Annotated in this window: 23 protein-coding genes; 22 read left to right on the top strand and 1 reads right to left on the bottom strand. The window is 54.1% G+C overall.

Annotated features, from left to right (window positions below; genetic code table 11):
- Positions 1-79: 79 nt before the first annotated feature.
- The 6 genes from ABOC97_RS14180 to ABOC97_RS14205 all read left to right on the top strand — a co-directional run bounded on the left by ABOC97_RS14180 (position 80) and on the right by ABOC97_RS14205 (position 2,110).
- The gene (locus ABOC97_RS14180; RefSeq protein WP_349598729.1) at positions 80-475 is read left to right on the top strand and encodes a phage holin family protein; all 396 of its coding nucleotides are present in this window, start codon (positions 80-82) and stop codon (positions 473-475) included.
- On the top strand, positions 462-743 hold the full coding sequence (locus ABOC97_RS14185) for a phage holin family protein (RefSeq protein ID WP_349598732.1): 282 nt from the start codon (positions 462-464) through the stop codon (positions 741-743). Before ABOC97_RS14180 ends, ABOC97_RS14185 begins: the two co-directional genes overlap by 14 nt.
- On the top strand, positions 743-1,357 hold the full coding sequence (locus ABOC97_RS14190) for a glycoside hydrolase family 19 protein (RefSeq protein ID WP_349598735.1): 615 nt from the start codon (positions 743-745) through the stop codon (positions 1,355-1,357). The genes ABOC97_RS14185 and ABOC97_RS14190 overlap by 1 nt, the downstream gene beginning before the upstream one ends.
- Positions 1,354-1,632: a hypothetical protein gene (locus ABOC97_RS14195; protein ID WP_349598738.1), complete on the top strand. Its 279-nt coding sequence runs from the start codon at positions 1,354-1,356 to the stop codon at positions 1,630-1,632. Before ABOC97_RS14190 ends, ABOC97_RS14195 begins: the two co-directional genes overlap by 4 nt.
- Complete coding sequence (locus tag ABOC97_RS14200; RefSeq protein WP_349598740.1) at positions 1,583-1,762, top strand: hypothetical protein; 180 nt, start codon at positions 1,583-1,585, stop codon at positions 1,760-1,762. Before ABOC97_RS14195 ends, ABOC97_RS14200 begins: the two co-directional genes overlap by 50 nt.
- Before the next feature lie 66 nt (positions 1,763-1,828).
- A complete protein-coding gene (locus tag ABOC97_RS14205; protein ID WP_349598743.1) occupies positions 1,829-2,110 on the top strand; it encodes an Acb2/Tad1 domain-containing protein in 282 nt (93 codons plus the stop codon).
- A 110-nt stretch (positions 2,111-2,220) separates the two neighbouring features.
- Here the strand turns inward: ABOC97_RS14205 and ABOC97_RS14210 are convergent, their stop codons facing one another.
- On the bottom strand, positions 2,221-2,511 hold the full coding sequence (locus ABOC97_RS14210) for a Bor family protein (protein ID WP_032671404.1): 291 nt from the start codon (positions 2,509-2,511) through the stop codon (positions 2,221-2,223).
- 190 nt (positions 2,512-2,701) lie between these two features.
- On the opposite strand from ABOC97_RS14210, the gene ABOC97_RS14215 reads away from it, so the two are divergent.
- The 16 genes from ABOC97_RS14215 to ABOC97_RS14290 all read left to right on the top strand — a co-directional run.
- Positions 2,702-3,274 (top strand): lysozyme, encoded by a 573-nt coding sequence (locus tag ABOC97_RS14215; RefSeq protein ID WP_349598746.1) that lies wholly within the window; start codon positions 2,702-2,704, stop codon positions 3,272-3,274.
- Positions 3,253-3,789 carry a DUF2514 domain-containing protein gene (locus tag ABOC97_RS14220; protein WP_459253824.1) on the top strand — a complete coding sequence of 179 codons (537 nt, stop codon included), beginning with the start codon at positions 3,253-3,255 and terminating at the stop codon, positions 3,787-3,789. The genes ABOC97_RS14215 and ABOC97_RS14220 overlap by 22 nt, the downstream gene beginning before the upstream one ends.
- Positions 3,790-3,818: 29 nt before the next feature.
- Positions 3,819-4,016 carry a hypothetical protein gene (locus ABOC97_RS14225; RefSeq protein ID WP_325920153.1) on the top strand — a complete coding sequence of 66 codons (198 nt, stop codon included), beginning with the start codon at positions 3,819-3,821 and terminating at the stop codon, positions 4,014-4,016.
- Positions 4,017-4,504: 488 nt separating this feature from the next.
- Positions 4,505-4,993, top strand: coding sequence for a DUF1441 family protein (locus tag ABOC97_RS14230; protein WP_270502712.1), 489 nt, complete (start codon positions 4,505-4,507; stop codon positions 4,991-4,993).
- Complete coding sequence (locus ABOC97_RS14235; protein WP_349598753.1) at positions 4,993-7,095, top strand: phage terminase large subunit family protein; 2,103 nt, start codon at positions 4,993-4,995, stop codon at positions 7,093-7,095. The genes ABOC97_RS14230 and ABOC97_RS14235 overlap by 1 nt, the downstream gene beginning before the upstream one ends.
- On the top strand, positions 7,092-7,307 hold the full coding sequence (locus ABOC97_RS14240) for a hypothetical protein (protein ID WP_281549147.1): 216 nt from the start codon (positions 7,092-7,094) through the stop codon (positions 7,305-7,307). Before ABOC97_RS14235 ends, ABOC97_RS14240 begins: the two co-directional genes overlap by 4 nt.
- Positions 7,232-8,803, top strand: coding sequence for a phage portal protein (locus tag ABOC97_RS14245; protein ID WP_349598756.1), 1,572 nt, complete (start codon positions 7,232-7,234; stop codon positions 8,801-8,803). The genes ABOC97_RS14240 and ABOC97_RS14245 overlap by 76 nt, the downstream gene beginning before the upstream one ends.
- Positions 8,748-10,763: a ClpP-like prohead protease/major capsid protein fusion protein gene (locus ABOC97_RS14250; RefSeq protein ID WP_349598758.1), complete on the top strand. Its 2,016-nt coding sequence runs from the start codon at positions 8,748-8,750 to the stop codon at positions 10,761-10,763. Before ABOC97_RS14245 ends, ABOC97_RS14250 begins: the two co-directional genes overlap by 56 nt.
- Before the next feature lie 92 nt (positions 10,764-10,855).
- Positions 10,856-11,182: a DUF2190 family protein gene (locus ABOC97_RS14255; protein ID WP_220438767.1), complete on the top strand. Its 327-nt coding sequence runs from the start codon at positions 10,856-10,858 to the stop codon at positions 11,180-11,182.
- Positions 11,175-11,450 carry an ATP-binding protein gene (locus ABOC97_RS14260; protein WP_220438769.1) on the top strand — a complete coding sequence of 92 codons (276 nt, stop codon included), beginning with the start codon at positions 11,175-11,177 and terminating at the stop codon, positions 11,448-11,450. The genes ABOC97_RS14255 and ABOC97_RS14260 overlap by 8 nt, the downstream gene beginning before the upstream one ends.
- A 12-nt stretch (positions 11,451-11,462) precedes the next feature.
- On the top strand, positions 11,463-12,017 hold the full coding sequence (locus ABOC97_RS14265; RefSeq protein WP_220438771.1) for a phage tail protein: 555 nt from the start codon (positions 11,463-11,465) through the stop codon (positions 12,015-12,017).
- The gene (gene gpU / locus ABOC97_RS14270) at positions 12,014-12,412 is read left to right on the top strand and encodes a phage tail terminator protein (protein WP_349598763.1); all 399 of its coding nucleotides are present in this window, start codon (positions 12,014-12,016) and stop codon (positions 12,410-12,412) included. The genes ABOC97_RS14265 and gpU overlap by 4 nt, the downstream gene beginning before the upstream one ends.
- Before the next feature lie 7 nt (positions 12,413-12,419).
- Positions 12,420-13,157 carry a phage tail tube protein gene (locus tag ABOC97_RS14275; protein WP_349598766.1) on the top strand — a complete coding sequence of 246 codons (738 nt, stop codon included), beginning with the start codon at positions 12,420-12,422 and terminating at the stop codon, positions 13,155-13,157.
- Positions 13,158-13,193: 36 nt separating this feature from the next.
- On the top strand, positions 13,194-13,601 hold the full coding sequence (gene gpG / locus ABOC97_RS14280) for a phage tail assembly chaperone G (RefSeq protein ID WP_349598769.1): 408 nt from the start codon (positions 13,194-13,196) through the stop codon (positions 13,599-13,601).
- Between the two features lie 50 nt (positions 13,602-13,651).
- Complete coding sequence (locus tag ABOC97_RS14285) at positions 13,652-13,930, top strand: phage tail assembly protein T (protein ID WP_061279028.1); 279 nt, start codon at positions 13,652-13,654, stop codon at positions 13,928-13,930.
- The coding region (locus tag ABOC97_RS14290) for a phage tail length tape measure family protein (protein WP_349598773.1) at positions 13,908-14,992 on the top strand (1,085 nt) is incomplete at its 3' end. The genes ABOC97_RS14285 and ABOC97_RS14290, both read left to right, overlap by 23 nt.

Genomic DNA, 14,992 nt, shown 5'->3' on the forward strand with positions numbered 1-14,992 from the left:
CTATTGTCGAAGGTCGCTTATGCGGCCTTTTTTTATTCCCCTCGTTCTGAGAGGACTCACAGCAATAAGAGGGGGCTAAATGTCCGATCCTGTTTCTGGCACTACGATTGCGGGTGGCGGCCTTATGGGAGCTAGCGTTTTTGGTTTCGCAACCGGTATTGATTACGGCGTGGTGTTTGGCGCTTTCGCAGGTGCTGTTTTTTACGTAGCGACAGCAGCAAACATTACCCGGCTGAAGCTGGTGGGCTATTTCGTGACATCGTTCATTGTTGGCGTTCTCGGTGCTGGCCTGGTGGGGTCCTATCTTGCTAAGTGGACGGGATACAGTGATCGCCCTCTGGATGCGCTCGGCGCGGTGGCGGTTGCCGCACTAGCTATCAAGCTCCTCACGTTCATCAACAACCAGGAACTGGGAAATCTATTCGGTATGCTTTCCCGCATACGGGGAGGAGGGACCAATAATGGTAACAAGTGACCCAAGCGCAGCGGTGAACGCTGTAATTTGCGCGGTGATTGTTGTGTTCCTGATGTTCTACCAACGTGAAGGGGCAAGACATCGCCCGTTAATATCGCTGGTGGCTTACTTTTCTGTCCTTGTGTATGCCAGCGTCCCATTCCGTTATCTGTTTGGCCTGTATCAGGAGTCCCACTGGGTTGTGGTGCTGGTCAACGTTCTTATTTGCGCTGCTGTTGTCTGGGCTCGTGGAAACGTTGCGCGTCTGATTGATTACCTGAGGCACTAATGAACCAATCACAATTTCAACAGGCGGCTGGTATTAGCGCCGAATTAGCTGCGCGCTGGTTTCAGCCTATCAAGGATGCGATGAAAGAGCGTGGTATCACCAAGCCGTTAGACCAGGCGATGTTTATTGCGCAATGTGGGCATGAATCAGCAGGGTTTACCCGTGTTATTGAGAGCTTCAATTACACGGTAGCAGGATTAAAAGCAACGTTTGGCAACCGCCTTACGGCGTACCAGTGCGAGATGCTGGGGCGTGTTGATGGTCAGCAGGTGGCCCACCAGCCACAGATTGCCAATCTGGTCTATGGCGGTCGCATGGGTAACAAAGAGTCTGGTGATGGTTGGCTGTTCCGTGGGCGTGGACTGATTCAGATTACCGGGCGTGAGAATTACACCAAGTGCGGTATCGCCTTAAAACTGGATTTGGTCGGGAACCCCTCGCAACTGGAAGATGATATTAACGCTGCTCGTTCCGCTGCGTGGTTCTATGGCTCTAGTGGCTGTCTGAACTATACCGGTGACCTGGTTCGAGTTACACAGATTATTAACGGCGGGCAAAACGGCATCACTGATCGCCGTGCTCGCTTTGAGAAAGCAAAAGTGGTGCTGGCATGAGTATTGTTGAAATCATCATCGGGGTCATTGGTGCGATATGCGTAGCTGCTGCTGGTGGTTTTGGTATTGGTCACATTCGTGGTACCAGCAAAGCGGAAGCAAAAGCCGATCAGCAGCGTACTGAAGAACGTGCCACCGCCGCTGAAGCGGTTGCCGAACGCCGGGTAGAAGCAACAAAAGAGGCCAGCAATGTACAGCAGACTGTTAACCATATGCCTGGCGACGATGTTGATCGTGAGCTGCGCAACAACTGGACCCGCCCCGGTAGTCGTTGATACCGCGTGCGATTGGGTTAAGCCCATCTATCTTACTGACAACGATATTGCCGTTATGGATAAGCAGACTAAGAAAGACATCCTGACGCATAACAAAGCGTGGCAGGCGAACTGCCAGAAACAGGAGTGAAGCATGCTGCTGTGTTCACATTCAATAGCGGGTATTTTTCCATACCCACCCAAAAGAGAGAAACCGATGAGCGAAGCTAAACCGCAGGACGGCACCACCGTTAAAGGCTATCGAACCTTAACGCCTGGTGATATTGAGCGCATGAATCGCCTGAAGGGTGTCAGCCGACACTTCTGTAATTTACTTGATACAGAACGTGAGCATGTCAACGATGAGTTATCTGCTACCGGCAACCACTCAACTGAAGCACACGAAGCTGCCCGCTGTCTCGCCATTGCGCGCACCAAAATGCAGGAAGCCTGCATGTGGGCCTGTCGCGCTGTAGCGCGTCTAGATGCCGACTGTTAGCCATTACAAAGCTCACCTGCTGGTGGGCTTGATAATTGTTTTATCAACCAGATGTAAAAAAGCCCCTGTTAGGGGGCTAGAGGATTATCAGTTTCAATTGCTATGAAATATTACTTCGCGCAATAGACGCGTGCTTCACGAGGGGTGTAGATGCCGAAGGTGACAAATCCCAGCAACCCATTCACAAAAGTCTGTTGAACTTCAGTACGAACAACTTTATCAGCACCACCGCAAACCTGAGCAGCATCAATTTGCTTGGATTGACCAATCCCGCTAACGAAGAAATGATGTGTCGTAACTTGCTGTGGCGTAGTCGTTATGCCTTTGTTTACTGAAAATGATTGTTGAGCGCAGCCAGAAACAGCTGCGGCAACCAGAGCTACCATAATTAACTTTTTCATAAATGACCTTATTGTTGGTTTGGTTCGCAAAAATAATGACATGTATCATTAATTTATACATATCAGACCAGTAGTTTAACTTAGATTTGTTCTACTTCCCTAGTGATTAACTATCAACATCATCCATTGCTATCGTCAGACCATCCATTATTACGAGTAAGATAATTAATAAACTTCCCAGAGGAAAATTATGCAGGTCACTATTGATGGTGTCCCGTATGCGCCTGCCAGCATCATTTCATCGCGGATCGGTATTGCAATAACGACACACCAGCGCGCCGACGTTTTGAAACGAGCGCTTGAACAGCACATGATGCACCTGCCGGCCGGTGCGCTGGTGGTGGTTGTCGATCCCGGTGGCATCTGGTCGCTATGCCACGGCGTCACAGTCATCGACGGTAAGCGAGTCGTGAAGGGTCAAACCGCCACAGAAGCGCAATGTAAGACGGTTAACGCCATCGAGCGTAACAAGGCACTGGCGTGGGTTGACCGCAATATCAAGGTACCGCTGACTGAACCGCAGAAGGTCGGCATTGCGTCGTTCTGCCCTTACAACATCGGGCCTGGCAAATGCTACCCGTCAACGTTCTATAAGCGCATGAACGCTGGCGATACGAAAGGCGCCTGTGAAGCTATCCGCTGGTGGATTAAAGACGGTGGACGTGATTGCCGACTGACAAAAGGCCAGAAGAATGGCTGTTATGGACAAGTAGAGCGACGGGACCAGGAAAGCGCGCTGACGTGCTGGGGGATAGATCAGTGAAGTCCACCAGCATCTGCATCATCGTGGTTGTCGCATTGTCTGGTGCATTCCTTGCTGGTAGTGAGTGGACGAACCGCAGCTGGAAAATAAAGTGGGCTGACCGGGATAGCGCGGAATCTTCACAGGAAGCGAACGCACAGACCGCTGCTCGCATGATTGAACAAGGGCGGACAGTTGCCCGTGATGAGGCTGTGAAAGATGCTCAAGCTAAAGCAGCGCGTGCTGCCGTTACTTCTGCTGGCCTGGCTACCACTGTTAGCCAGCTGCAACAGCAAGCCAGAAAGCTCGCTACCCGCCTGGACGCCGCAAAGCATACCGCAGATCTTGCCGCTGCCGTCAGAAGCAAAACAGCTGGAGCCGATGCCGCAATGCTCGCCGACATGCTCGGAAGCCTTGCAGAAGAAGCTCGATATTATGCTGGACGAGCTGACGAGAGCTACCGGGCAGGGATGACGTGTGAGCGGATCTATGACTCAGTAAGAGAGTCCAATAATAACCCTATAGCCTCGCAATAGCGGGGCTTTTTACCAAGCGAGGAATGAGCATGACTGTAGTTCTTACGGCAAAACAGATTGAAGAACTGGCAATATTCGCGAAAGAAGACGGCCAACCTCAATACACCATTACTACCGGGACAATTCCGGAATTTGAAGCTGATGATGGCGAGATTATCCCAGAATACAAAGGGCTGCTCGCTTATTCAGATTCACTGGATCACGGTGTCTTACAGCTCGATGACTAATGGCATTACAGCAGGCATTCACTGAGTGCCTGCGATAATTCATTACTGGAGGACAATCGTATGTGCAATCTCCCGATTATGTTTTACGCATACCCTGCAGCCTTTCTTATGCTGCTGGCCATCTCGATAACGCTCAACGCCTGCATGCTTTGGGTAAGACTCCGTGAACGAAAGGCGGGGGCGGTCTCAGCAGATTCGAAAGAGATAGCGATGTCGGACCTGCGAAAGATTATGGATAAAAGCATTGAAGAGAGTATCAGGCTCAGCTGCAGGCCCGGGGGAGTCATCTGGCAAACCACCAAGCGCGGGTGATAACCATTCGCATTTTGTGGGTCCTCCCGGCGAGGTGTCCTGCCACGGGGCGGCTGGCGCGCGGAAAACGGCTAGTTTTTCGGATCTAAGGTCATCATCATCATTCGCGCAGGTTATTGATCTCATTAGAGGCGATTTCGTGCAGATGTCGAATCGTTTAAAAAGTGTTCACCATCATGGACCAGGAAATTGCCGCTTTAAAACTGAATATTAACCAGCTGGCGGGGATTACCGGTGTACACCGTCAGACGGTCGCCACCAGGCTAAAAAATATCGAACCAGCGCCGGGCAGCAACAGCAAATTAAAGCTTTATCTGGTCACCGATATTCTGGCCGAGCTGATGATCCCCACCGTGTCAGCCAATGTTGACGACTTGCCACCATCGGACAGGCTTTCTCACTGGAAAGCGGAAAACGAGAGGTTGAAGTTCGAACAGGACACCGGCCAGCTAATTCCGGCAGATGAGGTGGCGCGTGAATTCTCATTGATGGCGAAAGCCGTCGTCATGGTGCTTGAAACTCTCCCCGATGTACTTGAGCGCGACTGTGCATTAACGCCTGCAGCTGTTTCTCGCGTGCAAAGCGTTATCGATGATCTACGCGACCAGATGGCGGAGAGAGTGCAGGACGCTGAAACAGAGGAGGAAGAGCCAGAGGAGGACTGATGGCAAAGCGGGCATCCGCCAGGGGCATCCGCCGCGATGTTTCCGGTATTTTACGTGCCCCGCGTCGTATGCAGGTGGCCGATGCGGTCAGCACTTATATGCGCGTGCCAATGGGAGCGGGAAACTCCGTTCCGTGGGATCCGGATCTGGCACCTTATGTCATTGAGCCAATGAACTGCCTGGCATCGCGTGAATATGATGCGGTGGTGTTTGTTGGTCCGGCGCGAACCGGTAAAACCATCGGCCTGATTGATGGGTGGATTGTCTATAACGTTGTCTGTGACCCGGCGGATATGCTGCTGATCCAGATGACAGAGGAAAAGGCGCGCGAACACTCGAAAAAGCGTCTTGATCGTACATTTCGCTGCAGCCCGGAAGTGAAAACCCGACTGAGCCCACGGCGTAATGATAACAACGTCTACGACCGCACATTCCGCGCCGGTAACTATCTGAAAATTGGCTGGCCATCGGTCAATATCATGTCCTCATCAGACTATAAGTGCGTGGCACTAACCGATTATGACCGCTTCCCGGAAGATATCGACGGGGAAGGTGATGCCTTTTCACTGGCATCAAAGCGAACGACAACCTTCATGTCGTCCGGGATGACGCTGGTCGAGAGTTCTCCGGGACGCGATGTACGCGATACGAAATGGCGGCGTAGTTCTCCACATGAAGCGCCGCCCTCAACCGGGATTCTGGCGCTGTACAACCGTGGCGATCGTCGACGTCTTTACTGGCCGTGCCCTCATTGCGGCGAATACTTCCAGCCTGAAATGGACAATATGGCCGGTTATCGCGATATCACGGATCCCGTTGAGGCCAGCGAGAAAGCCTATCTGCAATGCCCAGCCTGTCAGGAACACATTCTCCCCGATATGAAGCGATCGCTGAATATGAAAGGAGTGTGGTTACGCGACGGGCAATCCATTGATAGCGATGGTGTTATTACGGGAGAAGGGCGGCGCTCGCGCATCGCCTCATTCTGGATGGAGGGACCCGCCGCCGCGTACCAGACCTGGGCGCAGCTCATCTACAAATTTCTAACCGCCGAGCAGGACTATCAGGCCACTGGCAGCGAGGAAGCGCTAAAGACGGTAATCAATACTGACTTTGGCCGTCCGTATCTTCCCCGCTCCAGCATGGAGCAGCGTAAAAGTGAGTTGCTCGAGCAGCGTGCCGAGGATGTGCCAAAACGCTCTGTGCCGGACGGCGTTTGTTTTCTTATGGCGACGGTCGATGTGCAGGCGGGGCGTAACCGGCGCTTTGTTGTCCAGGTTACAGGTTACGGGAGCATGGGAGAACGCTGGCTGGTGGACCGCTACAACATCCGGCAGTCGATGCGCTACGACGGCAATGGCGAGAGCCAGCAAATTGACCCGGCCAGTTATCCCGAGGACTGGGATTTGTTACTGACCGATGTGTTTAACAAAGGCTGGCCACTGGCTTCGGACCCGAACCGGTGCATGCGCCTGATGGCGATGGCCGTGGACTCCGGCGGGGAAGATGGCGTGACCGATAACGCCTATAAATTCTGGCGCAGATGCCGCCGCGAGGGGTTAGGTAAGCAGATTTATCTCTTCAAAGGTGACAGTGTCCGACGGTCAAAGCTTATCTCCAGAACCTTTCCGGATAACACCGGTCGCTCAAGCCGCCGGGCACAGGCCTCCGGTGATGTACCGCTTTACCTGCTCCAGACGGATTCCCTCAAAGACCGTGTGAACAATGCGTTGTGGCGTGATTCACCCGGTCCCGGCTATGTGCATTTTCCGGAATGGCTTGGCAGCTGGTTTTACGATGAATTGACCTATGAGGAGCGATCGACCGATGGCAAATGGAGTAAGCCGGGACGTGGTGCAAACGAAGCGTTTGACCTTCTGGTCTATGCAGATGCGCTCGCCATCCTCCACGGCTACGAGAAAATTAAATGGCCCGATTCTCCTGAGTGGGCGCGGCGGGAAACGTGGCTGGAGAACGCGCCGGCGGAAGCTGGCGAAGCGGCATCCACGGCGCCAGAACCAGCCCCCACAAAAACCAGGAAGCGGAAGAAAACCGTAACCGATGATGCTAACCCTTGGACCACTTCAGGAGGATGGTTGTGAACCGTGTCGATATTGAAACCATGATCCAGCGATATACCGAAGCCGAGATGGCGGTGCTGGACGGCAAAACCATCCGTTTCAATGGGCAGGAAATGACGATGGAGAACCTTTCCGAGATCCGCAAAGGGCGGCAGGAATGGGAGCGGCGTCTTTCTTCCCTGATTGCGCAGCGCCGGGGGCGACCCGGCTACCGACTGGCGAGGTTTTCATGAGCCTGTTAGATGATGCGATTGGTGTTTTCTCCCCTGGCTGGAAAGCGGCTCGCTTGCAGGAACGCGCGAAAATCAGGGCATATGAAGCCGTTACCCCAACCCGAACGCATAAAGGGCGTCGTGAGAATCGTTCCGCTGACCAGCTCAGCAATATGGGTGCGGTTTCATTACGAGAGCAGGCCCGGTGGCTTGATAACAACCACGATTTGGTGATTGGGGTGTTTGACAAGCTTGAAGAGCGGGTGGTGGGAAAGGCCGGAATTATCGTCGAACCACATCCGAAACTTACGAGCGGGAAGATCGCCAAAAATCTGGCTGACCAGATCCGCAGTAAGTGGTCTGAATGGTCTGTCCGTCCGGAGGTCACCAACCAGTTTACCCGGCCAATGCTTGAACGTCTGATGCTGCGTACCTGGCTGCGTGATGGAGAAGTATTCGCGCAGATAGTCAGCGGTACGGGAAATGGACTTACGCCCGCTGCCGGCGTTCCTTTCTGGCTTGAAGCACTCGAGCCTGACTTTATCCCGATGACCAGCGATGCGGCGCGCCAGCTTAATCAGGGGGTTTATGTCGATAACTGGGGCAGACCAAAGAAATTTCAGGTTTATAAAAGTCTGCCTGTTTCAGGCCGTCAGTTTGATACGAAAGACGTCGATGCGGAAAACATGCTGCATCTTAAATTTGTCCGCCGTCTGCACCAGACCCGTGGTGTGTCGATGCTTTCCGGTGTTCTGATGCGCCTCAGCGCGCTGAAAGAATATGAAGATGCAGAACTCACTGCTGCACGTATTGCCGCGGCGCTCGGTATGTACATCAAAAAGGGTGATGGGCAAAGTTATGATGAGACCGACAAAGATGACGACCGGGAAATGATGATTCAGCCTGGCATTATCTATGACGATCTTAAAGCGGGTGAAGAAATTGGCATGGTGAAGTCTGACAGGCCGAATCCGAACCTTGAAACCTTCCGCAACGGGCAGCTGCGAGCCGTCGCCGCTGGCAGCCGCCTCAGCTTTTCAAGTACGTCCCGAAACTACAACGGCACCTACAGCGCACAGCGACAGGAGTTGGTGGAATCCACTGACGGTTATCTCATTTTGCAGGACTGGTTCATCGGCGCTGTGACCCGGCCAATGTACCGCGCCTGGCTGAAAATGGCGGTGGCCGCTGGTGAGATTAAATTGCCCCGCGGTCTGGATATGGAGTCGCTTTACTCGGCGGTGTATTCCGGCCCTGTAATGCCGTGGATTGACCCGGTTAAAGAGGCTAATGCCTGGAAAGCACAAATCCGTGGTGGTGCTGCGACTGAATCAGACTGGGTACGCGCCAGCGGACGCAATCCGAATGATGTGAAAGCGCGCCGTAAGGCAGAGATCGACGAAAATAAAGAGATGGGCCTGGTGTTTGACACCGACCCTGCTAACGACAAAGGAGGCACCAGTGCCGAAGCCAAAGAACCGGGCGCAACGTCGTCCGAGAGCCAGCGCAAAAAGTAATTCCTGGTTCCGCATGAAGGCCAGCGCCGATAACGAAGCGGATATTTATATCTACGACGAGATTGGCTACTGGGGGGTAACGGCGCGCCAGTTCGTGAATGACCTGAAAGCGCTGGGCGACGTGACCCATATTAACCTTCATATCAATTCGCCCGGTGGCGATGTCTTTGACGGCATCGCCATTTTTAATGCCCTTAAGCATCACGGCGCAGCGATCACCGTTCACATCGATGGACTGGCTGCGTCAATGGCTTCGGTGATTGCGATGGTTGGTAACCCGGTCATCATGCCGGAAAACACGATGATGATGATCCACAAGCCATGGGGGTTTGCGGGTGGAGATGCCAACGACATGCGGGATTATGCCGATCTGCTGGATAAGGTCGAGTCAGTCCTGATCCCGGCATACGCGGAGAAAACCGGGAAAACGACCGAGGAAGTTGCCGCCATGCTGGAAGATGAAACCTGGATGGATGGTAAAGAATGTTTAGCGCATGGCTTTGCCGATCAGGTCACAACCTCTCTGCAGGCGATGGCCTGTATTCAATCAAAACGTATCGAGGACTTTGAAAAGATGCCAAACAGCATTCGTAATATGATCACCCCTCCGCGCAATACGACTCAGCGCGAACCGCAGCAGCCACAACCGCAGGCAACGGTTACAGTACCCGCGACCGGTGCAGATGAAGCGACTATCCGCGCTCAGGTGCTTACCGAGCAAAAGAACCGCGTTAACGCGATTAACGATCTCTTTGCAATGTTCGGTGGCAAGCATCAGGAACTGCTGAATAAATGCATCGCGAACCCGGAGTGCACGGTTGCGCAGGCAAAGGATGATTTGCTGGCAGCGCTGGGTAAAACCGCCACGCCGTCGAATAAAACCACCGATGCGCACATTTACGCCGGTAACGGTAACTTTGTGGGTGATGGTGTTCGCCAGGCACTGATGGCACGCGCAGGATTCGAAAGCATGGAGCGTGACAACGTCTACAACGGTATGACGCTGCGCGAATATGCCCGTATGGCACTGACTGAGCGCGGCATTGGCGTTTCCAGCTATAACCCGATGCAGATGGTCGGCATGGCGCTGACACACAGTACGTCGGACTTCGGTAATATCCTGCTGGACGTTGCTAATAAAGCGCTGCTGCAGGGCTGGGAAGAGGCGGCAGAAACCTTCGAACAGTGGACCAAAAAAGGCCAGTTGTCTGACTTTAAAACAGCGCATCGTGTCGGCCTGGGTGGCTTCCCATCTCTGCGTCAGGTTCGCGAAGGTGCTGAATATAAGCATGTGACCACCAAAGATAAAGGTGAAAGCATCGCGCTGGCCACTTATGGGGAAATTTTCTCCATTACCCGCCAGGCGATTATCAACGACGATATGAACCAGCTGACGGACGTGCCAATGAAAATGGGCCGTGCGGCAAAAGGGACGATCGGCGATCTGGTCTATGCCGTCCTGACCGATAACGTTAAATTGTCAGATGGTAAGGCGCTGTTCCACGCGGATCACGCCAACCTGTCTGCGGGTGCCATTTCTGTGGGCAGCCTTGATGACGCGCGCAAGATGATGCGCTTGCAGAAAGAGGGTGAACGTTTCCTGAACATTCGCCCGGCTTATATGCTGGTGCCGGTGGCACTCGAAACCCTGGCGAACCAGACGATCAAGTCCGCCAGTGTGAAAGGTGCAGATATCAACTCCGGCATTAATAACCCGATTCAGAACTTTGCTGAGGTCATCGCAGAGCCGCGTCTGGATGCTAAAGACAGCAATGCCTGGTATCTGGCTGCTGCGAAAGGCTCTGACACTATCGAAGTGGCTTACCTGAATGGCGTGGATACTCCGTATATCGACCAGCAGGAAGGTTTCTCAACCGATGGTATCGCGACCAAAGTGCGCATTGATGCTGGCGTTTCCCCTCTGGATTACCGCGGTCTGGCGAAATCAACCGGGAAATAATCCCCTTCAACTAAGCAGTAACTCTACAGCCCATCAGGGCTTTTTTTATATCTGAATTCGGCCCCATCAGGGGCCGGATGGAGACTGATTTTATGGCGAAGAATTTTGTACAACCGGGCAAAACCATTGTGATTGCCAATGCGGGTAACACTGCGATCCTGAGCGGCTCGCCGGTGCTGGTGGGGAAAGTGGTGGCTGTGGCCATCACGGATATTGAGGCAGGCCTGGTGGGCGATGGTTTTGCCGAAGGGGTTTTCCTTCTGCCTAAGCTGTCTGCCGACGCCATTACCATTGGTGAGCAGGTTCATATCAAAGATGGTGTAGTGCAGCTCGATGCGACTGACGCCGATCCGGCTGGGGTTGCGTGGGAGGACGCTGCTGCTGGGTCATCTACCGTAGCCGTGAAAATCAATGCCTAATCCTTTTGACAAACTTGCCAGCCGCATGGATGCGGCCACGGTCAACAAGATGGGCAAACCAGCGATCATCAATGGTGAGCCCATGATTGTTATACCGGCTGAGTTTCTGGAAGAGATGGGGCCGATGACCGGAACAGGGCGTTCTCTGGTGGTGTTCACTGCTGGCTATCGGCCAAAACGTTCTGATGTGGTGATTTTTGAGGGGGAGGAATTCATTCTGACCCGCCACGAACGCTTTAACGGCAAGCCGCGCATCTTTATTGAGTAAGCGGGAGGGAATATGTCGATTAAGGGGCTGGAACAGGCCATTGCGAACCTTAACAGTATCAGTCAAAAAGCCGTTCCGCGGGCTTCTGCTCAAACGGTAAACCGCATCGCCACACAGGCAGTTAATCGCAGCGTATCAGCTGTCTCAAAGTCCACTCGCGTGCCTCGCAAACTGGTGAAACAGCGTGCGCGGGTACGAAGGGCGACAGTGGGCAAGCCGCGTGCGCTGATCCGTATTAACCGCGGTAATCTTCCCGCTATCAAACTGGGGCCATCCAGTATGCGGCTATCACGACGAAAGCGGGATAAGTCGGGGGCGAACAGTGAGCTGCGTGTCGGCACCTTTCGTTTCCCTGGGGCTTTTATTCAGCAACTGGCGAACGGGCGCTGGCATGTATTACGCCGTACCACGAAGAGCCGATACCCGATTGAAGTGGTAAGCATTCCACTGGCCATCCCCCTGACCGAAACATTCCGGGCCGAAGTGCCAAAACTCATGGATGAAAGGATGCCCCAAATAATGCGGCAGAATCTGGCTAACCAACTGAGGCTGATCCTTAAACGATGAAAAACAGTGATATCCGTAAAGCTGTACTCACAGCACTGCAGCGCAACATTTCGGATCCGGTGACATGGTTCGACGGGCGTCCGGGATTTCTGGATGAGCAGGATCTACCGGCGGTCGCGGTTTATCTTTCTGACGCACGCGCATCGGATGAAAGTGTTGATGAAGATATGTGGACAGCCGTGCTGCATGTTGAGGTGTTTCTGAAAGCCACGGCTACAGACAGTGTTCTGGATTCCTGGATGGAGGACCGCATCTATCCGGCGATGGCCGATGTTCCCGAACTGGCAGACCTTCTCGAATTGATAGCGGCTCAGGGTTATGACTATCAACGCGATGAAGAGGCTATGACATGGGGATCTGCCGATCTCAGTTATTCCATCAGCTACATTATGTGAGGACGCAATGACTACACCAAACCCACTGGCGCCGGTAAAGGGCGCCACCACCACGCTATGGATTTATTCCGGAACGGGTAACCCGTTTGCCAATCCGGTATCGGATACTGACTGGACGCGCCTGGCGAAGATTAAAGACCTACAGCCTGGCGAACTGACCGCCGAATCAAACGACGATACCTACCTGGACGATGAGGATGCAGACTGGACGGCGACCGCACAGGGCCAGAAATCGGCAGGTGAGGCCAGTTTTACGCTGGCCTGGAAACCGGCGGAAAGCGGTCAGCAGGATCTGGTTCGCTGGTTCGACGACGGTACCGTGCTGGCATACAAAATCAAATACCCGAATGGCGCTGTCGATGTGTTCCGTGGCTGGGTAAGCAGCCTTGGTAAAACCGTCACGGCAAAAGACACCATCACCCGCTCAGTCAAAATCAGCAACAACGGTAAGCCGGGACTCGCTGAAGAAAGCGCCGCGGCGGTGATTAATGTCACTGGCGTAACGCTGGATAAATCGACCGCCACCGTTGCCGTTGCTGCCACCACTACGCTGAATGTCACCGTGGCGCCAGCCAGCGCCAGCGATAAATCGTTCCGGGCCACCACCACGGATGCCGGGATCGTGACGGTGTCTGTGGCCGATACGGTGCTGACGGTCACCGGCATTGCAGCCGGTTCGGCTGACATTATTGTTATGACCAACGACGGGTTGTTTGTTGCGACCTGCAGCGTCACCGTTTCCTGATAATCGGGGCTTCGGCCCCGCCTCCTGGAGTACCCCATGTTTTTAAAAACAGAACCGTTCGAGCGCAACGGCGTGACCGTCACGCTCTATGAACTGTCGGCGCTGCAGCGCATTGAGCATCTTGAACACCTGAAAGCGCTGGAAACAGTCACCGATGCAGACATGCAGGCGGCGCTGAATATGACGATTACCTCCGGCGCGCTGCTGGTGGCCATGTCGTTATGGCATGCGCATGCCCTAAAAGGAACGCACAACACACCAAAAGAAGATGTTGAGCAGATCCAGATGGAGGTGCTGATGACCTGGCCGCTGGAGATTATTGCCGACGCGGAGTACCGCGTGAAACTGCTGTCCGGCATGGTGCCGCCACCAGAAGCCAATCCGTCACAGGATGACGCAGTGACCGAGCCGGTCAGTCTGGAAAAGTCCTCGCCAGTGAGCTGACCTTCGTCCTGAAACTGGCGCGTGAATTTCGCCGGCCGGACTGGCGCGCCATGCTTGCTGGTATGTCGTCAACGGAATATGCCGACTGGCGAACGTTCTACCAGGACAACTTTTTTAATGATGTGCAGATGGATGCGCATTTTTCCTCGCTGATGCATATCGTCATCACCGCACTTGACCCCAAAACCACATCAACCCCTGCCAGCTTCAGCCTGCTGTCACCTTCAGCGGAGGATATTACCGACGATGAACCCGGTGATGATGTGCTGATGGCAAAGGCCGAGGGCATTTCAGGAGGCGTTCGCTATGGCCCAGACGGCAGTGGGTGACCTGGTCGTTAACCTTGATGTTAACTCGTCAAAGTTCAACGAACAGATGGAATACGTTAAACGGCAGTTTAAGCAGACCGGCGATGCGGCGAATGATTCCGCGCTGAAGGTGCAGCAGTCGTTTACCCGGCAGGAGAGCGCGGCGAAAAAGGCCGGTATTTCGGTGGGGCAGTACAACGCCGCGATGCGTATGTTGCCCGCGCAGTTTACGGATATTGCCACGCAGCTGGCCGGGGGGCAGAGCCCATGGCTGATTCTGCTGCAGCAGGGCGGTCAGGTGAAAGACTCGTTCGGCGGCATCATTCCGACCTTCCGCGCGCTGCTGGGCTCCATATCGCCGGTTATGGTCGGTGTCGGTGCGCTGGCAACCGCTACCGGGGCAATGATTTATGCCTGGTATCAGGGCTCGGCCACGCTGTCCGACTTCAATAAAACGCTGGTCCTTTCCGGTAACAGTGCCGGGCTGACCTCAAACCGCATGCTGGTGCTGGCGAAGTCCGGCGAGCAGGCGGGACTGACGTTTAACCAGACCAGCAGCGCACTCACCGAACTGGTTAACGCTGGCGTGCGCGCCGGTGCCCGGTTCGATGATATGAGCCAGGAGGTGGCGAAATTCACCGAGGCGTCGGGTGTGCCTGTCGATAAGGTGGCGGCCGCGTTCGGGAAACTGACGAACGATCCGACCTCTGGCCTGATTGCCATGGCACAGCAATTCCACAACGTCACCGCTGAACAGATTGCCTATGTGGCGCAGCTGCAACGATCCGGGGATGAAGCGGCGGCGCTGCAGGCGGCTAACGATGCGGCGACGAATGGTTTTCGCGATCAGACAAAGAGCCTGCGTGACAACATGGGCTCGATTGAGTCGGCTGCGGATAGCCTGAAACGTGCGTTTAAATCCATGTGGGATGCGGCGCTGGATATCGGGCGGCCGGACACGGCGCAGGAAATCGTCTCTAAAGCCGAAGCGGCGTTTAAGCGTGCGGATGAAGTCTGGAATCTCCGCAAAGGCGACCGTTATGTGAATGACGATGCGCGCGCCAGCTACTGGAACGATCGCGA

This window comes from Kluyvera huaxiensis, from assembly GCF_040149365.1.
GTDB classification, from domain to species: Bacteria; Pseudomonadota; Gammaproteobacteria; order Enterobacterales; family Enterobacteriaceae; genus Kluyvera; species Kluyvera intermedia_A.

Bases quoted from the DNA above. Each gene is read 5' to 3' on its own strand.
- ABOC97_RS14190 (WP_349598735.1), top strand. From the start codon at position 743: ATGAACCAATCACAATTTCAACAGGCGGCTGGTATTAGCGCCGAATTA.
- ABOC97_RS14235 (WP_349598753.1), top strand. From the start codon at position 4,993: ATGGCAAAGCGGGCATCCGCCAGGGGCATCCGCCGCGATGTTTCCGGT.
- gpU (WP_349598763.1), top strand. From the start codon at position 12,014: ATGAAAAACAGTGATATCCGTAAAGCTGTACTCACAGCACTGCAGCGC.
- ABOC97_RS14210 (WP_032671404.1), bottom strand. From the start codon at position 2,511: ATGAAAAAGTTAATTATGGTAGCTCTGGTTGCCGCAGCTGTTTCTGGC.
- ABOC97_RS14225 (WP_325920153.1), top strand. From the start codon at position 3,819: ATGACTGTAGTTCTTACGGCAAAACAGATTGAAGAACTGGCAATATTC.
- ABOC97_RS14200 (WP_349598740.1), top strand. From the start codon at position 1,583: ATGTTGATCGTGAGCTGCGCAACAACTGGACCCGCCCCGGTAGTCGTT.
- gpG (WP_349598769.1), top strand. From the start codon at position 13,194: ATGTTTTTAAAAACAGAACCGTTCGAGCGCAACGGCGTGACCGTCACG.
- ABOC97_RS14285 (WP_061279028.1), top strand. From the start codon at position 13,652: ATGCTTGCTGGTATGTCGTCAACGGAATATGCCGACTGGCGAACGTTC.
- ABOC97_RS14205 (WP_349598743.1), top strand. From the start codon at position 1,829: ATGAGCGAAGCTAAACCGCAGGACGGCACCACCGTTAAAGGCTATCGA.
- ABOC97_RS14265 (WP_220438771.1), top strand. From the start codon at position 11,463: ATGTCGATTAAGGGGCTGGAACAGGCCATTGCGAACCTTAACAGTATC.
- ABOC97_RS14230 (WP_270502712.1), top strand. From the start codon at position 4,505: ATGGACCAGGAAATTGCCGCTTTAAAACTGAATATTAACCAGCTGGCG.
- ABOC97_RS14245 (WP_349598756.1), top strand. From the start codon at position 7,232: ATGGGAGCGGCGTCTTTCTTCCCTGATTGCGCAGCGCCGGGGGCGACC.
- ABOC97_RS14275 (WP_349598766.1), top strand. From the start codon at position 12,420: ATGACTACACCAAACCCACTGGCGCCGGTAAAGGGCGCCACCACCACG.
- ABOC97_RS14185 (WP_349598732.1), top strand. From the start codon at position 462: ATGGTAACAAGTGACCCAAGCGCAGCGGTGAACGCTGTAATTTGCGCG.
- ABOC97_RS14255 (WP_220438767.1), top strand. From the start codon at position 10,856: ATGGCGAAGAATTTTGTACAACCGGGCAAAACCATTGTGATTGCCAAT.
- ABOC97_RS14180 (WP_349598729.1), top strand. From the start codon at position 80: ATGTCCGATCCTGTTTCTGGCACTACGATTGCGGGTGGCGGCCTTATG.
- ABOC97_RS14195 (WP_349598738.1), top strand. From the start codon at position 1,354: ATGAGTATTGTTGAAATCATCATCGGGGTCATTGGTGCGATATGCGTA.
- ABOC97_RS14215 (WP_349598746.1), top strand. From the start codon at position 2,702: ATGCAGGTCACTATTGATGGTGTCCCGTATGCGCCTGCCAGCATCATT.
- ABOC97_RS14260 (WP_220438769.1), top strand. From the start codon at position 11,175: ATGCCTAATCCTTTTGACAAACTTGCCAGCCGCATGGATGCGGCCACG.